General features: G+C 43.7%; 21 protein-coding genes, 1 tRNA gene and 1 pseudogene. 12 read left to right on the forward strand and 11 right to left on the reverse strand.

Going from position 1 to position 19,840, the window contains the following annotated elements; translation table 11 throughout:
- Nucleotides 1-531: pseudogene (locus RBB12_RS04305) on the reverse strand (hypothetical protein); the annotation flags it as partial.
- A 94-nt stretch (nucleotides 532-625) separates the two neighbouring features.
- On the opposite strand from RBB12_RS04305, the gene proS reads away from it, so the two are divergent.
- From proS to rpsT, 3 genes are all read left to right on the forward strand, one after another.
- Nucleotides 626-2,101 carry a proline--tRNA ligase gene (proS, locus tag RBB12_RS04310; RefSeq protein ID WP_306014434.1) on the forward strand — a complete coding sequence of 492 codons (1,476 nt, stop codon included), beginning with the start codon at nucleotides 626-628 and terminating at the stop codon, nucleotides 2,099-2,101.
- Between the two features lie 81 nt (nucleotides 2,102-2,182).
- Nucleotides 2,183-2,254, forward strand: a tRNA-Glu gene (locus RBB12_RS04315).
- A gap of 35 nt (nucleotides 2,255-2,289) precedes the next feature.
- Nucleotides 2,290-2,541: a 30S ribosomal protein S20 gene (rpsT, locus tag RBB12_RS04320; RefSeq protein WP_179384367.1), complete on the forward strand. Its 252-nt coding sequence runs from the start codon at nucleotides 2,290-2,292 to the stop codon at nucleotides 2,539-2,541.
- A 65-nt stretch (nucleotides 2,542-2,606) separates the two neighbouring features.
- On the opposite strand, the gene RBB12_RS04325 is transcribed toward rpsT, so the two are convergent.
- The 4 genes from RBB12_RS04325 to rho all read right to left on the reverse strand — a co-directional run bounded on the left by RBB12_RS04325 (nucleotide 2,607) and on the right by rho (nucleotide 6,489).
- Nucleotides 2,607-3,293, reverse strand: a complete 687-nt coding sequence (locus tag RBB12_RS04325) for a hypothetical protein (RefSeq protein ID WP_306013460.1) — start codon at nucleotides 3,291-3,293, stop codon at nucleotides 2,607-2,609.
- A 104-nt stretch (nucleotides 3,294-3,397) separates the two neighbouring features.
- On the reverse strand, nucleotides 3,398-4,087 hold the full coding sequence (locus RBB12_RS04330; RefSeq protein WP_306013459.1) for a hypothetical protein: 690 nt from the start codon (nucleotides 4,085-4,087) through the stop codon (nucleotides 3,398-3,400).
- A 10-nt stretch (nucleotides 4,088-4,097) separates the two neighbouring features.
- The gene (locus RBB12_RS04335) at nucleotides 4,098-4,745 is read right to left on the reverse strand and encodes a hypothetical protein (RefSeq protein ID WP_306013458.1); all 648 of its coding nucleotides are present in this window, start codon (nucleotides 4,743-4,745) and stop codon (nucleotides 4,098-4,100) included.
- 130 nt (nucleotides 4,746-4,875) lie between these two features.
- Nucleotides 4,876-6,489 (reverse strand): transcription termination factor Rho, encoded by a 1,614-nt coding sequence (rho, locus tag RBB12_RS04340; RefSeq protein WP_293283186.1) that lies wholly within the window; start codon nucleotides 6,487-6,489, stop codon nucleotides 4,876-4,878.
- Between the two features lie 191 nt (nucleotides 6,490-6,680).
- On the opposite strand from rho, the gene RBB12_RS04345 reads away from it, so the two are divergent.
- On the forward strand, nucleotides 6,681-7,091 hold the full coding sequence (locus RBB12_RS04345; RefSeq protein ID WP_179384362.1) for a DUF4293 domain-containing protein: 411 nt from the start codon (nucleotides 6,681-6,683) through the stop codon (nucleotides 7,089-7,091).
- A 67-nt stretch (nucleotides 7,092-7,158) separates the two neighbouring features.
- Here RBB12_RS04345 and RBB12_RS04350 read toward each other — a convergent pair whose 3' ends face one another.
- Nucleotides 7,159-8,106, reverse strand: a complete 948-nt coding sequence (locus tag RBB12_RS04350; protein ID WP_306013457.1) for an MBL fold metallo-hydrolase — start codon at nucleotides 8,104-8,106, stop codon at nucleotides 7,159-7,161.
- A 2-nt stretch (nucleotides 8,107-8,108) separates the two neighbouring features.
- The gene (locus tag RBB12_RS04355) at nucleotides 8,109-8,603 is read right to left on the reverse strand and encodes a metallophosphoesterase family protein (RefSeq protein ID WP_306013456.1); all 495 of its coding nucleotides are present in this window, start codon (nucleotides 8,601-8,603) and stop codon (nucleotides 8,109-8,111) included.
- An 88-nt stretch (nucleotides 8,604-8,691) separates the two neighbouring features.
- Here RBB12_RS04355 and truA point away from each other — a divergent pair, with 88 nt between their 5' ends.
- Nucleotides 8,692-9,447 carry a tRNA pseudouridine(38-40) synthase TruA gene (gene truA, locus RBB12_RS04360; protein ID WP_306013455.1) on the forward strand — a complete coding sequence of 252 codons (756 nt, stop codon included), beginning with the start codon at nucleotides 8,692-8,694 and terminating at the stop codon, nucleotides 9,445-9,447.
- Nucleotides 9,431-11,203: an ABC transporter ATP-binding protein gene (locus RBB12_RS04365; protein ID WP_306013454.1), complete on the forward strand. Its 1,773-nt coding sequence runs from the start codon at nucleotides 9,431-9,433 to the stop codon at nucleotides 11,201-11,203. Before truA ends, RBB12_RS04365 begins: the two co-directional genes overlap by 17 nt.
- 2 nt (nucleotides 11,204-11,205) lie before the next feature.
- On the opposite strand, the gene RBB12_RS04370 is transcribed toward RBB12_RS04365, so the two are convergent.
- The 3 genes from RBB12_RS04370 to folP are packed head-to-tail and all read right to left on the reverse strand — an operon-like array spanning nucleotide 11,206 to nucleotide 13,645.
- On the reverse strand, nucleotides 11,206-11,982 hold the full coding sequence (locus RBB12_RS04370; RefSeq protein ID WP_306013453.1) for a DUF3667 domain-containing protein: 777 nt from the start codon (nucleotides 11,980-11,982) through the stop codon (nucleotides 11,206-11,208).
- Complete coding sequence (cdaA, locus tag RBB12_RS04375; protein WP_293288219.1) at nucleotides 11,979-12,767, reverse strand: diadenylate cyclase CdaA; 789 nt, start codon at nucleotides 12,765-12,767, stop codon at nucleotides 11,979-11,981. The genes RBB12_RS04370 and cdaA overlap by 4 nt, the downstream gene beginning before the upstream one ends.
- Nucleotides 12,768-12,811: 44 nt before the next feature.
- Nucleotides 12,812-13,645, reverse strand: a complete 834-nt coding sequence (gene folP, locus RBB12_RS04380) for a dihydropteroate synthase (RefSeq protein WP_306013452.1) — start codon at nucleotides 13,643-13,645, stop codon at nucleotides 12,812-12,814.
- A 95-nt stretch (nucleotides 13,646-13,740) separates the two neighbouring features.
- Between folP and RBB12_RS04385 the strand changes: the two genes are divergently transcribed.
- From RBB12_RS04385 to RBB12_RS04410, 6 genes are all read left to right on the forward strand, one after another.
- Complete coding sequence (locus RBB12_RS04385; RefSeq protein ID WP_306013451.1) at nucleotides 13,741-14,283, forward strand: DUF1599 domain-containing protein; 543 nt, start codon at nucleotides 13,741-13,743, stop codon at nucleotides 14,281-14,283.
- Nucleotides 14,280-15,374 carry a BT_3928 family protein gene (locus RBB12_RS04390; RefSeq protein ID WP_306013450.1) on the forward strand — a complete coding sequence of 365 codons (1,095 nt, stop codon included), beginning with the start codon at nucleotides 14,280-14,282 and terminating at the stop codon, nucleotides 15,372-15,374. Before RBB12_RS04385 ends, RBB12_RS04390 begins: the two co-directional genes overlap by 4 nt.
- Nucleotides 15,375-15,416: 42 nt before the next feature.
- Complete coding sequence (gene tpiA / locus RBB12_RS04395; protein ID WP_306013449.1) at nucleotides 15,417-16,166, forward strand: triose-phosphate isomerase; 750 nt, start codon at nucleotides 15,417-15,419, stop codon at nucleotides 16,164-16,166.
- Between the two features lie 10 nt (nucleotides 16,167-16,176).
- Nucleotides 16,177-17,004 carry a 50S ribosomal protein L11 methyltransferase gene (prmA, locus tag RBB12_RS04400; RefSeq protein WP_306013448.1) on the forward strand — a complete coding sequence of 276 codons (828 nt, stop codon included), beginning with the start codon at nucleotides 16,177-16,179 and terminating at the stop codon, nucleotides 17,002-17,004.
- Between the two features lie 23 nt (nucleotides 17,005-17,027).
- On the forward strand, nucleotides 17,028-17,303 hold the full coding sequence (locus RBB12_RS04405; protein ID WP_306013447.1) for an ATP-dependent Clp protease adaptor ClpS: 276 nt from the start codon (nucleotides 17,028-17,030) through the stop codon (nucleotides 17,301-17,303).
- 151 nt (nucleotides 17,304-17,454) lie between these two features.
- Nucleotides 17,455-18,057: a hypothetical protein gene (locus RBB12_RS04410; protein ID WP_306013446.1), complete on the forward strand. Its 603-nt coding sequence runs from the start codon at nucleotides 17,455-17,457 to the stop codon at nucleotides 18,055-18,057.
- A gap of 54 nt (nucleotides 18,058-18,111) precedes the next feature.
- Here the strand turns inward: RBB12_RS04410 and RBB12_RS04415 are convergent, their stop codons facing one another.
- Nucleotides 18,112-19,719 (reverse strand): amidohydrolase family protein, encoded by a 1,608-nt coding sequence (locus RBB12_RS04415; RefSeq protein WP_306013445.1) that lies wholly within the window; start codon nucleotides 19,717-19,719, stop codon nucleotides 18,112-18,114.
- Between the last annotated feature and the right edge of the window lie 121 nt (nucleotides 19,720-19,840).

Genomic DNA, 19,840 nt, shown 5'->3' on the forward strand with positions numbered 1-19,840 from the left:
AAGACCTCCCCAGCCCCAGCGGTTCCATCTCCATGGGTTGTTCCAGCCCCAGCCCCAGCCAGCGTTCCAGCCCCAACCGGCGTTCCATAGCCAAGGGTCGTTCCAACCCCAGCCCCAGCTGTTGTCATAAACATTTATGGAAATATTGGAAGGATTGTCCCCCCAACCGGGATTGCCATTATAGTTATTGTTGTAGGCAAAATAATCGGTTTGCTCACCATAGGGAATAGTATCATTTTGTGTTTGACTGGAGTAACTGTCAACATCGGTAAAAACCTCACTGTCCAAAATTTCACCGTATTCATTTGCTTTATCACCAAAATAATCCCCGTAGATATTATTTTCCTGCTGCTCAACCCTTTCGGCTTGTGCATTTCTCTTTTCTACGCTCACTACACGATTATTGGGAGTGTATATGCCATCATCATAATAGGAAGCCTGCTGATATGAACCACAGGAGGCCATAAAAAGGGCGGCAACCATCAATATGGCGGGGGTTCGTAATTTATTGTGAAGTAAAGACTGTAACATGGTGCAATTTTTATTGTTGAACATACTAAAAATAATTAGTTTTACCCAATCATTTCACTATTAAAGTCACAAGTTTTGTGCCAAACTTCAATTAATGGGTAAAAATTTAACGAGCAGAGCGGAGGATTATTCCAAATGGTATAACGAACTGGTGGTAAAGTCGGATTTGGCCGAAAACTCGGGGGTCAGGGGTTGTATGGTTATCAAACCCTACGGATATGCCATTTGGGAAAAGATGCAGGGACAATTGGATAGGATGTTCAAGGAAACGGGCCACGAGAACGCCTATTTTCCACTGTTCATACCTAAATCCTATTTGAGCAAGGAGGCCAGCCATGTGGAAGGATTTGCCAAGGAGTGTGCCGTGGTTACCCATTACCGTTTAAAAAATGTGGAAGATGGCAGTGGTATTGTTGTGGACGAGGATGCCAAATTGGAAGAGGAACTTATTGTTAGACCCACCTCCGAAACGATTATCTGGGATACCTATCGAAAATGGATTCAATCCTATCGCGATTTACCGTTGAAAATTAACCAATGGGCCAATGTGGTGCGTTGGGAAATGAGGACCCGTCTTTTCTTGAGAACGGCAGAGTTTTTATGGCAGGAAGGGCACACGGCCCATGCCACGCGCGAGGAAGCTTTGGAAGAAGCTGAATTGATGATGAACGTGTATGCCGAGTTTGTTGAAAACTACATGGGCGTGCCCGTGATCAAGGGAACCAAAACCGAAAGTGAACGTTTTGCCGGAGCAGAGGAAACCTATTGTATCGAAGCCCTTATGCAGGACGGTAAAGCATTGCAGGCGGGTACTTCCCACTTTTTGGGGCAGAACTTTGCCAAGGCATTCGATGTGAAATTTGCCAATAAGGAAGGTTCCCAAGATTATGTTTGGGCCACTTCTTGGGGTGTTTCCACCCGATTGATGGGCGCCTTGGTCATGACCCATAGCGACGATAATGGTTTGGTGCTTCCTCCCAAGTTGGCGCCGATACAGGTGGTGATCGTCCCCATTTATAAAGGACTAGATCAATTGGACGCGATTTCCGAAAAAGTGGAGCCTTTGGTAAAGGAACTTCGTAGCAGAGGAATTACGGTGAAGTACGATACCCGCGATACCCACAAACCGGGCTTTAAATTCAACGAGTACGAATTAAAAGGGGTTCCCGTCCGATTGGCAGTGGGTCAGCGCGACTTGGCCAACGGAACATTTGAGGTGGCACGAAGGGACACTTTGACCAAGGAAATCGTGAAAGCCGATGAGGTGGTGGACAAAGTTGTGGCCTTAATGGATGAAATCCAAGAGAACATCTTTAAAAAGGCATTGGACTACAGACAAGAACATATTACCGAAGTGGATTCCTATGAAGAATTCAAAAAGGTAATCGAGGAGAAAGGTGGATTTGTTTCCGCGCATTGGGATGGTACAGCCGAAACGGAAGATAAAATTAAGGAGGACACCAAAGCTACGATTCGTTGCATTCCCTTGGATGCGTCGGAGGAAGTGGGTAAGTGTATGGTAACAGGAAAGCCATCTGTTCGGAGGGTATTGTTTGCCAAAGCCTATTAAATAGCTTGCAAAAAATAAAAAATACTGTTGCAAGACTTAAAAATAGTTGTATTTTTGCATCCGCAATTATGCAAGCATAATGGCCCGTTCGTCTAGGGGTTAGGACGCCAGGTTTTCATCCTGGTAACAGGGGTTCGATTCCCCTACGGGCTACAAAGAAAGTTTTTAGAAAGAATTAATTGTAAGCAATGGCAAACCATAAGTCAGCATTAAAGAGAATCAGAAGAAACGAAGCAGTACGTTTGCGTAACAGGTATCAGCACAAAACCGTGCGTAACGCCATCAAAAAATTGCGTAACGAAGAAGACAAGAAAGCTGCTGAAGCTTTGTTGCCTACTGTCGTTGGCATGATCGATAAATTGGCCAAGAAAAATATCATCCACAGCAACAAGGCGGCCAACCTTAAGAGCAAATTAATGACTCAGGTTGCAGGAATGTAATCTTGAATCATACTTTAAATAGCATCAAGCGTCTCCATATTGGGGGCGCTTTTTTTGTTATGATGTTATCTAAACGCCCTCCTTTTATGGGTGAGTACCCCGATTAGAAAGGAGCCGTACATAAACAGTATCAATACCCATAGTATGCTTCGTAAACGATATTGTACCCATATTTTTGGTGCCTCGTACCCAATCAAGATGAGATAGGGAAAGAAGACATGGAAAACCACCAGTCCCAAACTGGTCCAGAACATTAGGTTATACTTCATAGGTTGAGGATGGGTCTCGTTCCTTTTTTCTTTAAAATAGAGCCAAATCACAAATAAAAGTATCATGGACGCCACGAGATCTGCGTAGTAGAGGTTGGAATAAAACGGATCTTGAAAGAAAAGGCTTAGTCCGTAGGAACCAAGGCTCGTCACGGCACCTACAATGATCCATTTTTTGTATTTGTCCGTTTTTACCAAGCGCCAATAGAGGTAATAGAAAAACGCAAATGAAATCACGGAATAAATATTGTAGATGATTACGTTGTACCAATCGTAATTACTGTCGCTCACCACTTGAAACTCATCATGGAATTTGATGAAATACCCCAACAATTCTGTTAAAAACGTGTACATGAGGTACATGGGGTAATACTTCATGGGGGTATCAAAATACGTGTGGTAACGGGACATGGCCACAAGCCACACAATCAGATAGAAGGGAATGATGTACTGCTCGCTAAGAAATTTAAATAGTTCCTCCATGGGTATGGGCTACCTGATTGGCTGTCAGTAGTTTTCTGTGTTCGTAAAAATACATAAAAAGCCTCCACGAGGGAGGCTTTCTTCTGGAACTTGTATCATTATGCTTATCGAAAAGCCTTTCTTTTGCCCATCAATAGCCCAAATATGATAATTAGGTACATTAGGGCTATTGCGGTAAGTAACAAGGGTCTAAAGTATACCTGAACCCCAATGTTGAGGTCCAAAAGATAAATAGTGGAAATGATTGGAAAAAGGGAATAAAAAACGAGAATACCTGTGCTGACCCAAAACATTAAATTATATTTTAAGGGCTGAGGCAACTGTTCCAACTGCTTTTCCCTGAAGTAGGAAAGTACGATGTAGACCATCATCACCGAGCCGATGATATGTGCATAGGTCATTTGATTGTGCAATGGATTGTAGGCTATGGCATTTACAAGGTATACCAATCCACAGATTCCCATTAAATATCCGATCTGTTTTTTTAGACTTTGGTTATGAAGTACCTTTTGATAAACCCCAAAAAAGAAGATAAAGAAAACGAGCTGGTACACATTGTAAATAATGACATTGTGCCAAGCATACCTTCCATCTGAGAAAAACTGGAAATTGTTGTTGTACTTGATGAGAACGCCCAAGAGCTCCGTAAAAAAAGTGTAAATGATGATCATCGGGAAGTATTTCAACGGGGTGTCGAAATACCTTCGGTACTGTACAATGGCCACTATCCATGTTACGAGGTATAGCGGCACATAGAAGTGCTCGGTCAGATAATCCAGGAGCTCTGTTGGCATGTTCCCTTATTTAAAAATCGGTGTATGGGGGCGGTCCAGAGCCTCCATGATTAAGGTTCAAGCTTCGGTCACCATTTTGAAATAGAGCGGGCACCATACTTGCCTTGGAAGTGTTGGCTTCTTGCATTCCGCCGTCTTCCGGGCTTCCCACCACATCTTTGATGGGTTTTGCCTTTCCATCCGCAGCGATGTAAAAGCCATATTCCTTACCATCCATCATAGTGGTAGGTACTATAAAAATGGAATTTTGTCTCGGATGTACGACCTTTTTTCCATCTGGAAAATCGGGCTTGTTGGGATAATTGGCAAAATACAAGCGTAGCGAAGCTACTTCAACGCCTGCAGCTTCAGCTTCCTGCTCCACATAGGCCATGTATTGTTTCATGTCGGCATAGGTGAAAGCGGTGAAACGGGCGGGAATAAACTTTTCGTCTGGATTTTGCTCCATTTCAAATTGTTCGATCATACTAACCCTGTTCCGGGTATAATTGTCGTAAAGGGATTTGGATTCTTCCAGGGATATAATGCCCTTCGGAGGTTCTACCTTTTCAGGTTTGGGTTCGGTAGGCTCATCCTTTTTTGGACCTTGTTGACAGGACCCGATGAATAGCAATGATGCGCCAAAAATAGCGAGCAAGGCCTTTTTGTTGTGATTCATAGTAAAGTGTTTTAAGTTCAGTTTTGAGGAAACCGAAATAAAGATATGCCTTTTCTATAAATTGACTCAACAAAAAACCCTTCAAAGCAAATTGAAGGGTCTATGATTTTTAGTTGTTATGGAACTATTTTTACTCGTTCATGGTGAGCAAAAACTCCTCGTTGTTCTTGGTTTGCTTTATGCGCTGCTCCATAAACTCCATGGCTTCAATTGGGTTCATGTCGGCAAGATACTTGCGCAAGATCCACATACGTTGAATCGTATTTTCGTCCAACAGAAGGTCGTCCCTTCGCGTTGATGAAGAAATAAGGTCGATGGCAGGGAAAATCCTTCGGTTGGAAATTCTTCTATCCAATTGAAGTTCCATATTACCTGTACCCTTGAATTCTTCAAAAATAACTTCGTCCATTTTGGAACCGGTCTCTGTCAATGCCGTAGCAATAATGGATAGTGAACCTCCATTTTCGATATTACGGGCAGCTCCAAAGAAACGTTTGGGCTTATGCAGTGCATTGGCATCCACACCACCACTCAAAACCTTACCAGAAGCTGGCTGCACGGTGTTGTAGGCTCTCGCCAAACGGGTGATGGAATCCAAAAGGATTACTACATCGTGACCGCATTCCACCAATCTTTTCGCTTTGTCCAAAACAATGTTGGCAACCCTAACGTGTTCGGTGGCCTCTTTGTCAAAAGTAGAAGCTACCACCTCGCCACGCACGTTACGTTGCATATCGGTTACCTCTTCTGGGCGTTCATCAATCAAGAGGATGATTTGATATACCTCTGGATGGTTAGCGGCAATAGCGTTGGCAATATCCTTCAACAACATGGTCTTACCCGTTTTGGGCTGGGAAACGATCATTCCCCTTTGTCCTTTTCCAATAGGGGAGAACAAATCCATGATTCTGGTTGAAATCGTACTCTGTTTTTCCGCCAACTTGAACTTTTCCTTAGGAAACAATGGCGTAAGGTGCTCAAATGCTACCCTGTCCCTCACTACTTGGGGATCTAGGCCATTAATTTTGTTCACCTTGATCAATGGAAAATATTTTTCCCCTTCCTTTGGAGGGCGTATGTTCCCCAAAATGGTGTCGCCGGATTTTAGTCCGAACAATCGTATTTGTGATTGGGAAACGTAAATATCGTCGGGAGAAGAAAGGTAATTGTAATCGGAAGACCTTAGGAATCCGTACCCATCCTGCATAATGTCCAGTACACCTTCACTTTCGATAATGCTGTCAAATTCGAACTCAGGCTCTTTATACCTATTTTTCAGGTCCTTGTCAAAATTGCTGTTCTTTTTGTCGTGGTGGCCCTTATTTTGTTGGTTGTTATTGTTGCTTCTCCTGTTGCTTTGGTTCTTCTGGGAGTTGTTGTTATTGTTGTTCTGGGGTTTGTTGTCCTTTTTTTGTTGTGGACTTTGCCCTTTGGAATCATCCTTTTTGTTTCGAGGCTCTCTTTTCTGTGGAGCTTTTTCGGGGGCATCCCCTTTGTTGTCATTTGCCTCGGTCTTTTTCGGACGAGGGGTCCTGGCTCTTTTTTGTTTCGGCTCTGGTTTGTCGTCCGCAGTTGTTGTGGCTACGGTTTCTGCCACGGCTTTTGGGTTGGAGGCCTGTACATCCAATATTTGGTATACCAGGTCCAGTTTTTTCAAGGTTTTGAATTTGGGAACATTGAGTTCTTTTGCAATCTCTTGCAACTCAGGAAGCTTTTTAGCTTTTAGATCTGAAATCTCGAACATTAAGTAAAGAAATAAGTTAAACTTGTGTGATTCTTAATATGAAGTAAGGGTTATTTTGGATGCTACTGGAGAAAAGAATTTCTTGGTAGGTGCTTGCTAATAACTGCACAATAATACAAATTATTTTTCAAGAATAAGCCCTCATTTCTCAAAAAGACGCCTATTTTTGCCATTGGAAATCAAATTTTGCAATGATTCAACGAATCCAGACGTTATATTTGCTCATAGTAGGCCTCATTTCGGGCATACTGCCGTTCTTTTTGAATTTATGGGTGGAAGTTGGCGGAAAAGAGGTGTTTGCCCAGGATGAAGTGCTGGTGAGCCTTGTTTTTTACATAGTGACCGTTTTGGCCGTTGTGTCGATTGTGATGTACAAGAAAAGACAAAATCAATTTGTGGTAAACAGATTGAATATGATATTGAACCTTTTTTTACTAGGATTTTTCGTTTATCGATCGCTAAGCTTATCCGGAGAAACTGTGGTTTCTGAGAAGGGTATTGGGATGCTGATTCCTGTATTTTCTATCGTTTTTCTGGTCCTGGCCAACAGGGCTATCAAAAAGGATGAAGATCTTGTAAAATCTGTGGATCGCTTACGTTGAACCTAACATCTTAGTAGTATTAGTGCGAAAAAACCCTGGCCTTGGCCGGGGTTTTTATGTTGTTGGGTTACAGTTTAAATCTTGAGCCAAAAGTGGCCATGTTGAAACCAGAGTCAATTACTTTTTTATAAGCTGGACTAGTGGTGTCCAAAAGTGCGTTGGTATGGTTAAAATGTATAAAGTATACCTTGGATTTCTCCACTTGGGGCAAATCCTTTAGCAATTGCATACTTTCCACGACAAAGGGATGCGGGATTTCTGCAATGTTTCTCGAATTGATTTCTGGGCCATCAAAAAAGGTAGCATCCAGAAATGCCAGATCTACAGCTTTGATTTCATTCAATATGTCCTTTTCCCATTTGGACCATTTGTCAATATCGGGAATAAACAAGACAGATTTGTTGGGGCCGATGATTTTAAAACCCACCGTTTCCGAATATTCATCCCTATGCGGAACCGTAAATGGAATCACACTTAAATCTTGGGTAAGTTGAATTGTTTTTTCATTCTGAATGGACTGAATGGAAATATTGTTCAATTTTACAAGCTGACTCCATGGTCCATTGGTTTCCAGGAACCGTTTCATTTTGGGCATCGCATACACGGGAACTCTCTTGCTACCAAGGGACTCTCGGCCCAAGTACATTAAGCCGGTATAGTGGCCAATGTGGGCATGGGTAATAAAAATGCCATCAGGAACCTCTTGGTTGAGGTTGTTTCTCTCTTTCAACAATTTTAATTGGGAGGGTAAATCTGGGGTAGCTTCAAAAAGATAGCTTTTTTGGTTTAGATGGTCTACCACACCCAAGGATACTACTTTACGTGTAGGGTCAGGATTTTTAAACAGCCCTTCGCAGCACGATTTTTGACACCCAATATGAGGGCTTCCTCCATCCTGAACCGTTCCCAAAATATAAAGCGATGGATGTTTGGAATGACCATAGGTGTCCTTTTGGGCATTTACACTATTGCAACTGACCCAAATACCAAAAAAAAGAATTATCAGGTATTTCATTTTCATCTTTTTCCAAGTTCAACCACCTCCAAGTCACTGATTTTTTCCCCATCGATTACAAACCGCAACATGGTCCGCACTTGATGGAAACCATGCTTTCCGCAGGCCCCGGGGTTCATATGCAAAACCCCCAATTTTTTGTCATGCATCACCTTTAGGATATGGGAATGACCGCAAATAAAAAGTCTTGGCGGATTGCTCCTAATTTCGTCCCGCACACGAACGTTGTACCGATTGGGGTATCCGCCAATGTGCGTGATCCATACATCGACCCCTTCGCACATAAATCGATTGTTTTCCGGAAACTCTTTTTGGATCACATGGTCGTCAATATTGCCATAAACGCCCCGAACAGGTTTTAACGCTTTCAATCTATCGGTGACAGAAAGGTTCCCAATATCGCCGGCATGCCAAACTTCGTCGGCCTGGGCGGCATATTTCAGAATGGTCTCATCCATATGTCCATGCGTATCGGAAAGCAATAAAATCTTTGTCATTTCGCTAAAAATATGCTAAAAACCCAAGGTCGGATTTGGTTTGGAAAGGATTCAATTATCTTTACGGGCTTAAAAGTAAGGGATTCCATTGAGATATTTTATCCAATTTTCTTATTTCGGAAAGGCGTACCACGGCTGGCAAAATCAACCCAATGCCATAACAGTGCAAGAGGTACTGGAAAAGGCACTTTCCACCTTGCTCCGTGAAACTATCGAGGTAGTGGGAGCCGGAAGGACTGATGCCGGGGTCCATGCCAAGCAGATGTTCGCACATTTTGATGTTGAACATATTTCGGATGTGGATGAGCTGGTGTACCGTTTGAATGCCTTTTTGCCCGATGATATTGCGGTGCGGCACCTACGGCAGGTTCCAGAGGATGCCCATGCCCGTTTTGATGCTGTGGAACGGACTTACGAATATTGGGTGGTGAAGGAAAAGAACCCTTTTTTGTGGGACTACGCCCACTGGGTAAAGTATCCTTTGGATATGGATGCTATGAACAAAGCAGCCAAAATCCTATTGGACCATACCGATTTTGAATGTTTTTCCAAATCCAATACCGATGTGAAAACCTTTAACTGTGATGTTAGGGAAGCCTACTGGAAAGTCGATTCTGAAAAATGGGTGTTCACGATCACGGCAGATAGATTTCTACGGAATATGGTTCGTGCTGTTGTGGGCACACTGTTGGATGTTGGCACGGGGAAAATCTCTCCCGAAGACATCCACAACGTAATTGCAAGTAAAGATAGGGGAGAGGCAGGCGTCTCCGTCCCCGCAAAAGGATTATATTTGACCAAGGTTAGCTACCCAAAAGAAATTTTTGATGAGCAAAAAGGATGATGCAGGCAAGGCGTTTGATTTTCGCCTTTTTAAACGGGTTTTTTCACGGACCAGGCCCTATCGGGGCATTTTTTGGTTGGTGGCCATCGTGGCTATCCTCTCTGCCGCATTTGCTATTGGGATACCCTTGTTGGTAAAAACCATTATCAACCAATCGTTGGAAAGTAAGGATGGCGGGCAATTGCTCACCAATGTACTTTACATGTTGGCCTTTCTGTTGGGGCAGGTAGTCACCCAGTTGTTATTTAACTATTATGCCAACCTTTTGGGCGAATCGGTCATACGCGATATTCGAATCAATCTATTTGAGAAGATGACCAGCTTTAAAATGACCTATTTCGATAATTCTTCTATCGGCGTATTGGTCACGAGAGCGGTCGCCGATATGCAGCGTATCGGTGAAATCTTTAGCCAAGGATTCTTTATGATTGTTGCCGACGTTCTGAAGATGTTATCTGCCGCTATTATCATGGTAGTAATCAACTGGAAATTGGCGTTGATCGTGTTCGCTATTCTCCCCGTTATTTTGATAGCTACGCGTCTTTTTCAACAAGCGATGAAAGTTGCATTTATCGAGGTGAGGGCCCAAGTGTCCAACTTAAACTCTTTTGTGCAGGAGCGTATTGCAGGGATGAAGATCGTGCAGCTCTTTAACCGCGAGGAAATTGAAAAGGAAAAGTTTCGCGTAATCAACGAAAAGCATCAAAATGCCTGGTTGAAGACCGTTTGGTACAACTCTATATTTTTTCCCGTAGCGGAAATATCCAACTCCATTGGGATTGGCTTGGTGGTCTATTTTGGCGTCATCCAAAACATCCAGAATGTGGGAATGGACAACAAAGGAGCTATTGTCGCCTTCTTTTTCTTGATGGATCTCTTGTTCCGGCCATTGCGCCAGATTGCGGATAAGTTCAATACGCTGCAGATGGGAATGGTAGCGGCCAACCGTGTGTTCAAGATTTTGGATACCGATAGCCATATTGACGACAATGGAACCGTGGAGAAGAAAGATGTGAAAGGTGATATCGAGTTTAGGAATGTCCATTTTGGCTATGTGCCCGATGAGGAAGTACTGCACGGGATTTCCTTTAAGGTGAAGGCAGGGGAGACTGTTGCCATTGTTGGTGCCACGGGTGCCGGGAAATCCACGATCATCAATCTGCTCAACCGGTTCTATGAAATCAATTCCGGGAAAATCTTGGTGGATGATGTAAGCTTGGAGGATTATACCTTAAAATCCTTGCGTTCCCATATTGCGATAGTGTTGCAGGACGTTTTCCTATTTGCCGATACCATTGCCAATAATATTTCGCTCCGTGACGAGAAGGTGACGACCGAACAAATAGAGGCCGCGGCCAAACAGATTGGAGTCCACGAGTTTATTTCGAGTCTTCCAGGGGGCTACCAATACAACGTGAAGGAACGGGGCACCATGCTCTCCAGTGGCCAACGCCAATTGATTGCCTTTTTACGTGCCTACGTGAGCAACCCTAGTATCTTGATTTTGGATGAGGCTACATCATCAGTAGATACCTATTCCGAACAATTGATCCAGCAAGCTACGGATAAAATCACCGAAGGCAGGACTTCGATTATAATAGCGCACCGTTTGGCGACCATCAAAAAGGCGGATAAAATCATAGTGATGGACGCGGGTAAAATTATTGAGACGGGCACCCACAAGGAATTGTTGGACAAGGGCGGTTACTACAACGACCTTTACAATGCACAGTTCTTGGCGGAGGAAGTGGCTTAACTTTACTGCGGAGGCAAGAAATCTTCAACTTTTAGCTCGCCGATCAACAGCAGGAATAGTGGAAGGGCAATGGAAAAGGCGAAATAAAGAATAAGCAGAATAAAATGAAAAAGTAACAATCTCGCAATAAGTGCTACTCCTCTAGATTTTGAAATGCGAATAATGACGTATGTGGTATAAACCACCATGAAAAGAATACCAATAAATGAGAAAATGAAATACTGTTCTGGGATAAAGAACAGGACAATAATAGATGGAAGAAAGATGACCAAGCTATAATGAGCAAGGGCGTACATAAAAATGATGGTACGTTCGGCGAAATTATACCTTTTTTGATCAAAACATAGCCAACCAGCAATGGTCATCATGGGAACAAACAACAAAAAAATAAGTGCTTGGTAGTCTAGGATAAAATCCATCAATTTTTCCTGATACTTCGTAGTCACACCATTGTTTATCATATTGAAATTGATGGCATCACCCGATTTGACCATCAAAAAAACGATAAGTCCTGATAGGGTAATCGCAATCCCCATATAACTTATCGGGTTAAGGTATTTCCTGCGAATTCCTTGAAGATACCCCTCAATGACCACCTCTGGTGTAGTAGTTAAATGTACTACGGTCCTTATGAACGTATTATCTAAATTGAAATATCGCTCTAAAAAGTCTGTCCAAAGATTTTTTATGGTGATTCGGTTGCGTATCACTTTTGCGCCACAAGCGGGGCAATACAAATAATCCGTTCGCAATCTTGCGTCACAATTTTTGCAGGTCATTGCTCCAAATCCTTTTTAATGCGTTTGATCAATTCTTCCCTTCCCTTAAAAGGAACAAAATCTCCATTTTTAATGTAGGATATCGACCCTGTTTCCTCGCTCACCACTAGGCAGAGGGCATCCGTTTTTTCGGTGATGCCCACGGCCGCCCGGTGTCGCAGACCAAAGCGTAGGGGAATATTACGGTCGTTGGACACGGGCAATATCACTCGGGTCGCGGTTATCGAGTTATCCTGAATCACAATGGCACCGTCGTGCAAGGGACTATTTTTAAAGAAAATGCTTTCAAGAATGGGCTGGGTCACTTTAATGTCCATCGCATCCCCAGTGGATTTTACAAAGTCCATGGAATTGTTGCGCTCGATTACAATGAGTGCACCTGTTTTGGATGTGGCCATACGTTCACAGGCCCCGATAATGGCCTCCACATCGGTGTTGGTGGAAATGGCTTCCTGTTTCAGGAATTTAAAGTGCTTGAAAATATTCCGTTTCGAGGCAAAGTTGGTGGAGCCGATCATCAATAAAAACTTGCGTATCTCCTGTTGAAAAACGATGATGAGGGCAATCAAACCAATATTCATAAACCCGCCTACCATGCTACTGATCATTTTCATTTGGAGCAGCTCGGTAAGTTTCCAAAGCGCCCAAACAATCACGATCCCTATAAAAATATTGATGGCAACCGTGCCCTTGACCAGTTTGTAGATGTAATAGAGGAGTGCGGCCACGAGGACAATATCGATGATATCCGTAATCTTGAACTCGAGAAAATTTAGAAAATCCAATGGCGGCGTTTTTGTAAAATTAGCAAAAATAGCAGAACCTCAAATTAGAGCGCATTCTCTTTTAAGACCTCCACAAGTTTAACACATTCCATGGCTTCTTTTACATCGTGCGCCCTAATTATGTTCGCACCTTTCAATAGGGCTATGGTGTGCAGTGCCGTGGTACCGTTAAGTGCTTCCTGTGGAGACGATTCCAAAACCTTATAGATCATGGATTTTCGGCTCAGGCCTATTAAAATGGGCAAACCAAAGGTTTGGAACAGGTCCAGATGGTTCAGCAAGGTGTAGTTCTGTTCGGTGGTCTTGGCAAAACCAAACCCAGGGTCAATAATGATGTCGTTGATTTTTCTGGAGGTGGTTTCCCGTATTTTTTCGGAAAAATAGCTTCTCAAATCCTTGATCACATCCGAATAGGTGGCCTGTTTTTGCATGGACTGTGGGGTACCTTTCATGTGCATCATAATGTAGGGTACTTGATAGTTGGCTACCGTATCAAAGATGGCAGTGTCCAAATTCCCTGCCGAAATATCGTTGATGAGGGCCGCGCCGTGTTCAATGCTCTCCGCAGCTACCTTGCTTCGGAAAGTGTCCACAGAAATCAAGGTGTCCGGAAATTTAGTTAAAATAAGGTCGATCACGGGAAGCATCCGTTGCAATTCTTCATCTTCTGGAACATGTTCGGCCCCTGGGCGCGAACTGTAAGCGCCCATATCAATAAAGGTGGCACCGTGATTCAGCATGTATTCCACTTGCTGGAGGATGGAAGTTTCGTCCTTATACTTGCCCCCATCAAAAAAAGAATCGGGCGTAAGGTTGAGGATGCCCATCACTTTAGGTCTTGTAAGATCTACCAGTTCGCCTTTGCAGTTTATGGTCATAAAAAATATCTGCTTTGTTGGGTTTCATTATCTTTGGCAAAATGCGCTTGGCGATGGCCAAGTTGGACGAAATTTACGCAAATTAGCAACAATACATGCAGCAGACTTCCCAACAATATGACGCGGTGATTCAAACCTGCCGGGAATTGTTTTCAAAAAAGGCAAAGGATTATGGTACCGCATGGCGCATCCTAAGGTTACCCTCGCTAACAGATCAGATTTTTATTAAGGCACAACGGATTCGAGGTCTTCAGCAGAATGATGTACGCAAGGTGGACGAAGATGAGCGTTCCGAGTTTATCGGAATCATCAATTACGCCATTATGGCTTTGATTCAAATACAAAAAGGAGTGGTGGAGCAGCCAGACCTAACGGCGGAAGAGGCCATTGCCTTGTACGATGAACAGGTGGCCATTACCAAAAAGTTGATGGAGGACAAAAATCACGATTACGGGGAGGCTTGGCGCGACATGCGGGTCAGCTCACTCACGGATTTGATTCTGCAAAAATTGCTCCGAGTAAAACAGATTGAAAATAATAAGGGCGCCACCTTGGTAAGCGAGGGCGTGGATGCCAATTATCAGGATATGGTCAACTATGCGGTTTTTGCTATGATTCACTTAAACGAAGAAAAATGAAATATTTGGTCTGGATATCAAGGATTATTGTAGGTGTGCTGTTTATTATCAGCGGTCTCATCAAGTTGAACGACCCTATGGGGTTTTCATTCAAACTGGAAGAATACTTTAGCCCTAGCGTGCTGGATTTGCCATTTTTAACGCCCTTGGCCTTGGGGATTTCCATCTTTGTGGTCATTGTTGAGGTTATTTTAGGAGTTTTGCTCTTGATTGGGTTCAAACCAAAGTTTACCGTTTGGAGTCTGTTGTTGATGATTGTTTTCCTCACCTTCCTCACCTTCTATTCCGCCTATTTCAATAAAGTGACGGATTGTGGGTGTTTTGGGGATGCCATCAAACTAACACCATGGGAATCCTTCACCAAGGATGTCATATTGCTGGTGTTCATTCTGATACTGTTCTACGGTAGAAAGTACATCACGCCACTGTTCGGCCCAAAAATCAACTGGTCCATTGGAGGAGTGGCTTTATTGGCTTGTATATTGTTCGCCAACCATGTATTGGCCCATTTGCCTGTTGTAGACTTTAGACCCTATAAAATTGGGGCCAATATCCAAGAAGGAATGTCTGTTCCCGAAGATGCACCCCAACCCGTGTACGAATATGCTTGGCGATTTAAGGTGAACGGAGAGGAACAGATTTACATTACCCAAGGGGATTACCCTTCTGTGGATGGAGAATTTATTGATGTGGAAACGACCGAAATCCAAAAAGGGTATGAGCCCCCCATTCACGATTTTACGATTGAGCAAGAAGGACAGGATTATGCCTCACGGGTTTTGGAAGTGGAAAAATTGGTAATGGTCATCGCTTACGATTTGGCCAAGAGCAATTGGGATGCTTTTGAAGAGGTGGCCAAAGTGACATCAGAAGCCAAACAAAAGGGATATAAGGTCATTGGTATGTCCGCTTCAAGCAGTGATATGGCCAATCGTGTTGTGGATACCTACGGATTGGACTTCAAGTTCTTTTTCACCGATGAGACGACCTTGAAGACCATTGTGCGATCAAATCCGGCCATTCTGGTGCTCCACAAAGGAACCATTGTGCAAAAAGTACATTATAACGATTTTGACGAGCTTAAGCTTTAATCAAACGACAAAACGAAAACGAAAAACATAATAACAGATATCATGAGAACAAAGATTGTGGCAGGAAACTGGAAAATGAATAAGAACCTTCAGCAAACCGAGGAACTGCTGGCCGAGCTCTCCGCCAAACTACCCGATACCGATGCTGACGTAATTGTGGCACCGACCTTTGTGAATCTTCAAGCTGCAAAGCAGGCCTTGCAAGATTCAAAGATTCAGGTGGCGGCACAAAACATGCACTTTGCTGAAAGTGGTGCGTACACCGGTGAAATCTCCGCCGATATGTTGTTGGGCTTGGATGTAGATATCGTCATTCTTGGGCACTCCGAAAGGCGCGCTTATTTTGGCGAGGATGATGCGTTTTTGGCCAAAAAAGTGAAAACAGCTGTGGAAAAAGGTCTTAAAGTGATTTTTTGCTTTGGGGAAGAATTGGACGACAGGAAATCCGGTAATCACTTTTCCGTAGTGGAAAGCCAATTAAAAAATGCATTGTTCGAACTTAAAGCCAGCGCATGGAGCAAAATTGTGCTTGCCTACGAGCCCGTTTGGGCCATTGGTACGGGAGAGACCGCAAGTCCCGAGCAAGCGCAAGAGATGCACGCTTTTATTAGAAAAACCATTGCCGATGGGTTCAATTCGTCTATCGCCGAGGATGTTTCCATTTTATATGGTGGTAGTGTGAAACCAGGGAATGCGAAGGAAATATTTTCCAAACCCGATGTCGATGGCGGACTCATTGGAGGTGCTTCATTGGTTGCCAAAGACTTTACGGATATTATCAAGGCCATTTAATACTTAAACATTGGTCTATCTCGAATACGATTTTAAGGTCAGTCCGCTCCAACCCGCAACAGATATGCTCATTGCGGAGTTGGGGGAGATGGGCTTTGAGAGTTTTGTGGAAACGGAAACAGGGCTTTTGGCCTATATCCTCAAATCTGAATGGCAGGACCACAGCTTGGAAGACCTTTTTGCATTCCAAATTCCAGAAGTAAAGATTAGCTGGACCCGCAAGGAAATTGAGCAGCAAAACTGGAATGCGGAGTGGGAGAAGAATTTCCATCCCATTCTCGTGGGGGACCGCTGTATGGTGCGCGCACCGTTTCATCAACCCTTGGAAGTGGATTACGATATTGTTATTGAACCAAAAATGAGCTTTGGTACAGGGCATCACGAAACCACCCACATGATGCTTCAGCATATATTGGACAATGATTTTGAAGGAAAAACTGTATTGGACATGGGCTGCGGCACCGGAGTGCTGGCCATTTTGGCCAAAAAACGGGGAGCAACGGACGTAGAGGCCATCGATATTGATGAATGGTGCTTTTTGAATACCCAAGAAAACGTGGAGCGCAATGATTGTTCGGATATCAAGGCATTTCAAGGGGATAGTGGTTTGCTTAAGGGCAAAAAGTACGACATCATCCTGGCCAATATCAACCGGAATATTCTTTTGGAGGATATCCCTATCTATGCAGATTGCCTCAAAAACGGCGGAGCCTTATTTTTAAGTGGCTTTTATTTGGCGGATTTGGATGCAATTTCCTCAAAATGTGCTGCATATGGTTTGGAATTTGAAAAAAATCTGGAGAAGAACAACTGGGTTGCGGCAAAATATGTAAATTAGAAAGACATAAACTGCAATAGATTATGGGCACTAAAGAAAAAGAGTTGGAAGATGTTCTTCTGGAAGAAGAAATCACTAAAGAGCACGAAATAGTACTTTTTAACGATGACGTCAACACTTTTGACCACGTTATAGAAACCCTTATCAATGTGTGCGAGCACACGCCCGAACAGGCAGAGCAATGCTCGTTGATTGTGCATTACAATGGAAAATGCACGGTGAAGACCGGCGAATACTCATTCCTGAAACCCAAGTGCAGTAAGTTGTTACAGGCAGGATTGAGTGCAGAAATCGTGTAATACATTTTTAAGTTGTAGCTTTTCCATAAATTGATACTGCAAACCAAAAATTCATGTATTCTTTAGCTTGAATTGAATTATCTTGCCGTCCCAGTCTTTACATTTAGCCTAAACAATCAAAAACCAACCCGATAACCACCCATTCTGCAAGATGAGTGAATTTTTTAAGGCTGAACTCAAAGACCGTTTTTTGGAATATGCCCTGGACCGTAATGATTATTTTGAAGTCCAGACCCTCTATGATGAATTTTTGCGTCCCAATTACAGTCTGGACTATGTGCAGAAATTGGTCAAGGAAATACAAGAGTACGATGAGGGCCTACTGGATGTAATGGGGGGTAATGGTTCGGATATTTTTATGCTGGCTTCCACGGCAACCACCCAGGACTTTTTGGAGGAGGGGGGCTTTATGCATCTTTATGTAAAGGAAGAAGAAAAGTGGGATACGTTTTTGGAACACCTATCCAGTACGCCCAAATTGACCAAATCAGAAAAAAAGCTCCTCAAACAAAATAATCCTCAACTTAAAAGGGAAAAGTTCATGCTTTTTGGTCTAATTGGTGCCGTGGCCATCAGTTTCCTGTTTACCCTGATTAGTATTTTCAACGAGACCTTGTTAAAACCGGAATACGTTCCTGCCGATGAGTTTCAACGAAAAATGAACCAATTGCAAGAGCAGTACATCTTGGAAAACGAACGCCTCAAGTTGGAGCTCAGGGAAGCCCAGCGAGTGTTAGACTCGTTGGAAAAATAGGATAAAAAGACCGTGGGGAAAGTCCACGGCCTATTTTTTTAGGTGCATGCTGCCTTAGGGCTTCATTCCCGGCTGTACAATTTTATAATTGGATTCGGCCTTCGCCTTTTCGACGATTTTTTTCACATCTTCCAATAGTTTTTTGGCATCGTAAATAATGCCATCTTTAATGGTATATTTTACCCCACCAACCCTTTTCACCGTATTGTCTTCTTGCAGTTGGATGGCACCCGTACCATAGAGTGCCTTCAGGTTGACCAACGGATTCTCCTCAACAATCACAAAATCGGCCAGTTTCCCTACTTTAATGGTTCCGATTTCATCTTCCAGTCCAAGTGCTTCGGCACCGTTCAGGGTAGCGGCCTTGATTACTTCCAGCGGATGAAAACCAGCTTCGCGCAAAAGTTCCATTTCCCGTGGGTAGGCAAACCCATACAATTGGTAGATAAAACCGGCATCAGTGCCTACGGTAATACGTCCGCCCCGATTTTTGTATTCGTTCAAAAAGGTCATCCAAAGCCTGTAATTTTCTTTCCAGTCCATTTCCTGCTCCGTGCCCCAATAGTGCCAGTAGGAACCATGGGATTGTCTGCTTGGCGCATAGAACTCCCAAAGGGAGGGAAGGGTGTATTCCTCATGCCACTCTGCCCGCCTTGCCCTTTGCAGGTCGCGATTGGCTTCGTAAATCACCATGGTGGGGGAGATGGAGAAATCCAACGAAATCAACTCGTCCATTACAGCATTCCATTTTTCAGAATACGGTTGGGCCGCCTGTGCCCATAGTTGTCCTGCCTCCCCAAAACGATCTTGCTCGTTTTGGTAGTTGTAATCCAGGGAATAGTCTTGTACCGTCCTGTCGTCGAACAAAGCTTCGGGCAATCCGTACCAGTGCTCCATGGAGGTAAGTCCGGCCCGGGCACTGTTCAGCACGTTCCAACGACCCACATACAGTTGGGCATGGTGTGTTTTGGAACGTAGGCCCAACTTTTTGTTTTCGTCCAACGCTGCGGTCATGACCTCGGGCAGTCCTCCGCCAAACTTGATGCCATCCGCACCTTTTTTGGCATTGGCGCGCACCCATTCCCGAGCGGCTTCGGGGGTTGTAATATCATCTCTGGTGCGTTCACCGGTCAAGCTGCTACCGAACCAAGTATACGCCTCAATCCGCGGCGCTGTGATTTCATTTTTATTGCTTTTTTCTTTTTGGTCCAGCACCCAATCAATGCCATTTCCGGAACCAGGATCACAAATGGTCGTGATACCGTGGCCCATCCAAAGTTTAAAAACATATTCAGCGGGGGTACCTTGCGAACTCCCGCCAATATGGGCGTGGGTGTCCACAAACCCAGGTAGTAGGTACATGCCTTCGGCATTCAGCTCCTTGCCGCCCTCTTTGAGTTTGGGCCTGCCCTTTGGGTCAATTGCCATTCCGGGAAAACCGACAACCTTAACAGAAGCAATGCGGTTGTTCTCCACTACAATATCCACAGGACCCATAGGCGGGGACAGGGTACCATCGATTACCGTAACGCCGCGAATAATGAGTTGCGACCAAGGTCCTTCTCCTTCCGCTCTTGGAGGTGCTTTCTCAATTTGTGAATAGGAATGGAGCCCAAGCAAAAGGCAGATACATAAAAGGGAGTGTAGTTGAATTGTTTTCATAGGTTGGGTTGATTGGTGCTATATGTAGTAGCGCTATTTGATAAACTTCTAAATTATTTGGTTCAAAACGTGTGAAAATTCAATTTTTTAAAGAAATCCTCGATTTTTTCTAAACTAAATT

The organism is Allomuricauda sp. MMSF_3307 (assembly GCF_030733585.1).
In the GTDB taxonomy this organism is placed as follows: Bacteria; Bacteroidota; Bacteroidia; order Flavobacteriales; family Flavobacteriaceae; genus Flagellimonas.

Bases quoted from the DNA above. Each gene is read 5' to 3' on its own strand.
- proS (WP_306014434.1), top strand. From the start codon at position 626: ATGGGTAAAAATTTAACGAGCAGAGCGGAGGATTATTCCAAATGGTAT.
- rpsT (WP_179384367.1), top strand. From the start codon at position 2,290: ATGGCAAACCATAAGTCAGCATTAAAGAGAATCAGAAGAAACGAAGCA.
- RBB12_RS04325 (WP_306013460.1), bottom strand. From the start codon at position 3,293: ATGGAGGAACTATTTAAATTTCTTAGCGAGCAGTACATCATTCCCTTC.
- RBB12_RS04330 (WP_306013459.1), bottom strand. From the start codon at position 4,087: ATGCCAACAGAGCTCCTGGATTATCTGACCGAGCACTTCTATGTGCCG.
- RBB12_RS04335 (WP_306013458.1), bottom strand. From the start codon at position 4,745: ATGAATCACAACAAAAAGGCCTTGCTCGCTATTTTTGGCGCATCATTG.
- rho (WP_293283186.1), bottom strand. From the start codon at position 6,489: ATGTTCGAGATTTCAGATCTAAAAGCTAAAAAGCTTCCTGAGTTGCAA.
- RBB12_RS04345 (WP_179384362.1), top strand. From the start codon at position 6,681: ATGATTCAACGAATCCAGACGTTATATTTGCTCATAGTAGGCCTCATT.
- RBB12_RS04350 (WP_306013457.1), bottom strand. From the start codon at position 8,106: ATGAAATACCTGATAATTCTTTTTTTTGGTATTTGGGTCAGTTGCAAT.
- RBB12_RS04355 (WP_306013456.1), bottom strand. From the start codon at position 8,603: ATGACAAAGATTTTATTGCTTTCCGATACGCATGGACATATGGATGAG.
- RBB12_RS04365 (WP_306013454.1), top strand. From the start codon at position 9,431: ATGAGCAAAAAGGATGATGCAGGCAAGGCGTTTGATTTTCGCCTTTTT.
- RBB12_RS04370 (WP_306013453.1), bottom strand. From the start codon at position 11,982: ATGACCTGCAAAAATTGTGACGCAAGATTGCGAACGGATTATTTGTAT.
- folP (WP_306013452.1), bottom strand. From the start codon at position 13,645: ATGACCATAAACTGCAAAGGCGAACTGGTAGATCTTACAAGACCTAAA.
- RBB12_RS04385 (WP_306013451.1), top strand. From the start codon at position 13,741: ATGCAGCAGACTTCCCAACAATATGACGCGGTGATTCAAACCTGCCGG.
- RBB12_RS04390 (WP_306013450.1), top strand. From the start codon at position 14,280: ATGAAATATTTGGTCTGGATATCAAGGATTATTGTAGGTGTGCTGTTT.
- tpiA (WP_306013449.1), top strand. From the start codon at position 15,417: ATGAGAACAAAGATTGTGGCAGGAAACTGGAAAATGAATAAGAACCTT.
- RBB12_RS04405 (WP_306013447.1), top strand. From the start codon at position 17,028: ATGGGCACTAAAGAAAAAGAGTTGGAAGATGTTCTTCTGGAAGAAGAA.
- RBB12_RS04410 (WP_306013446.1), top strand. From the start codon at position 17,455: ATGAGTGAATTTTTTAAGGCTGAACTCAAAGACCGTTTTTTGGAATAT.
- RBB12_RS04415 (WP_306013445.1), bottom strand. From the start codon at position 19,719: ATGAAAACAATTCAACTACACTCCCTTTTATGTATCTGCCTTTTGCTT.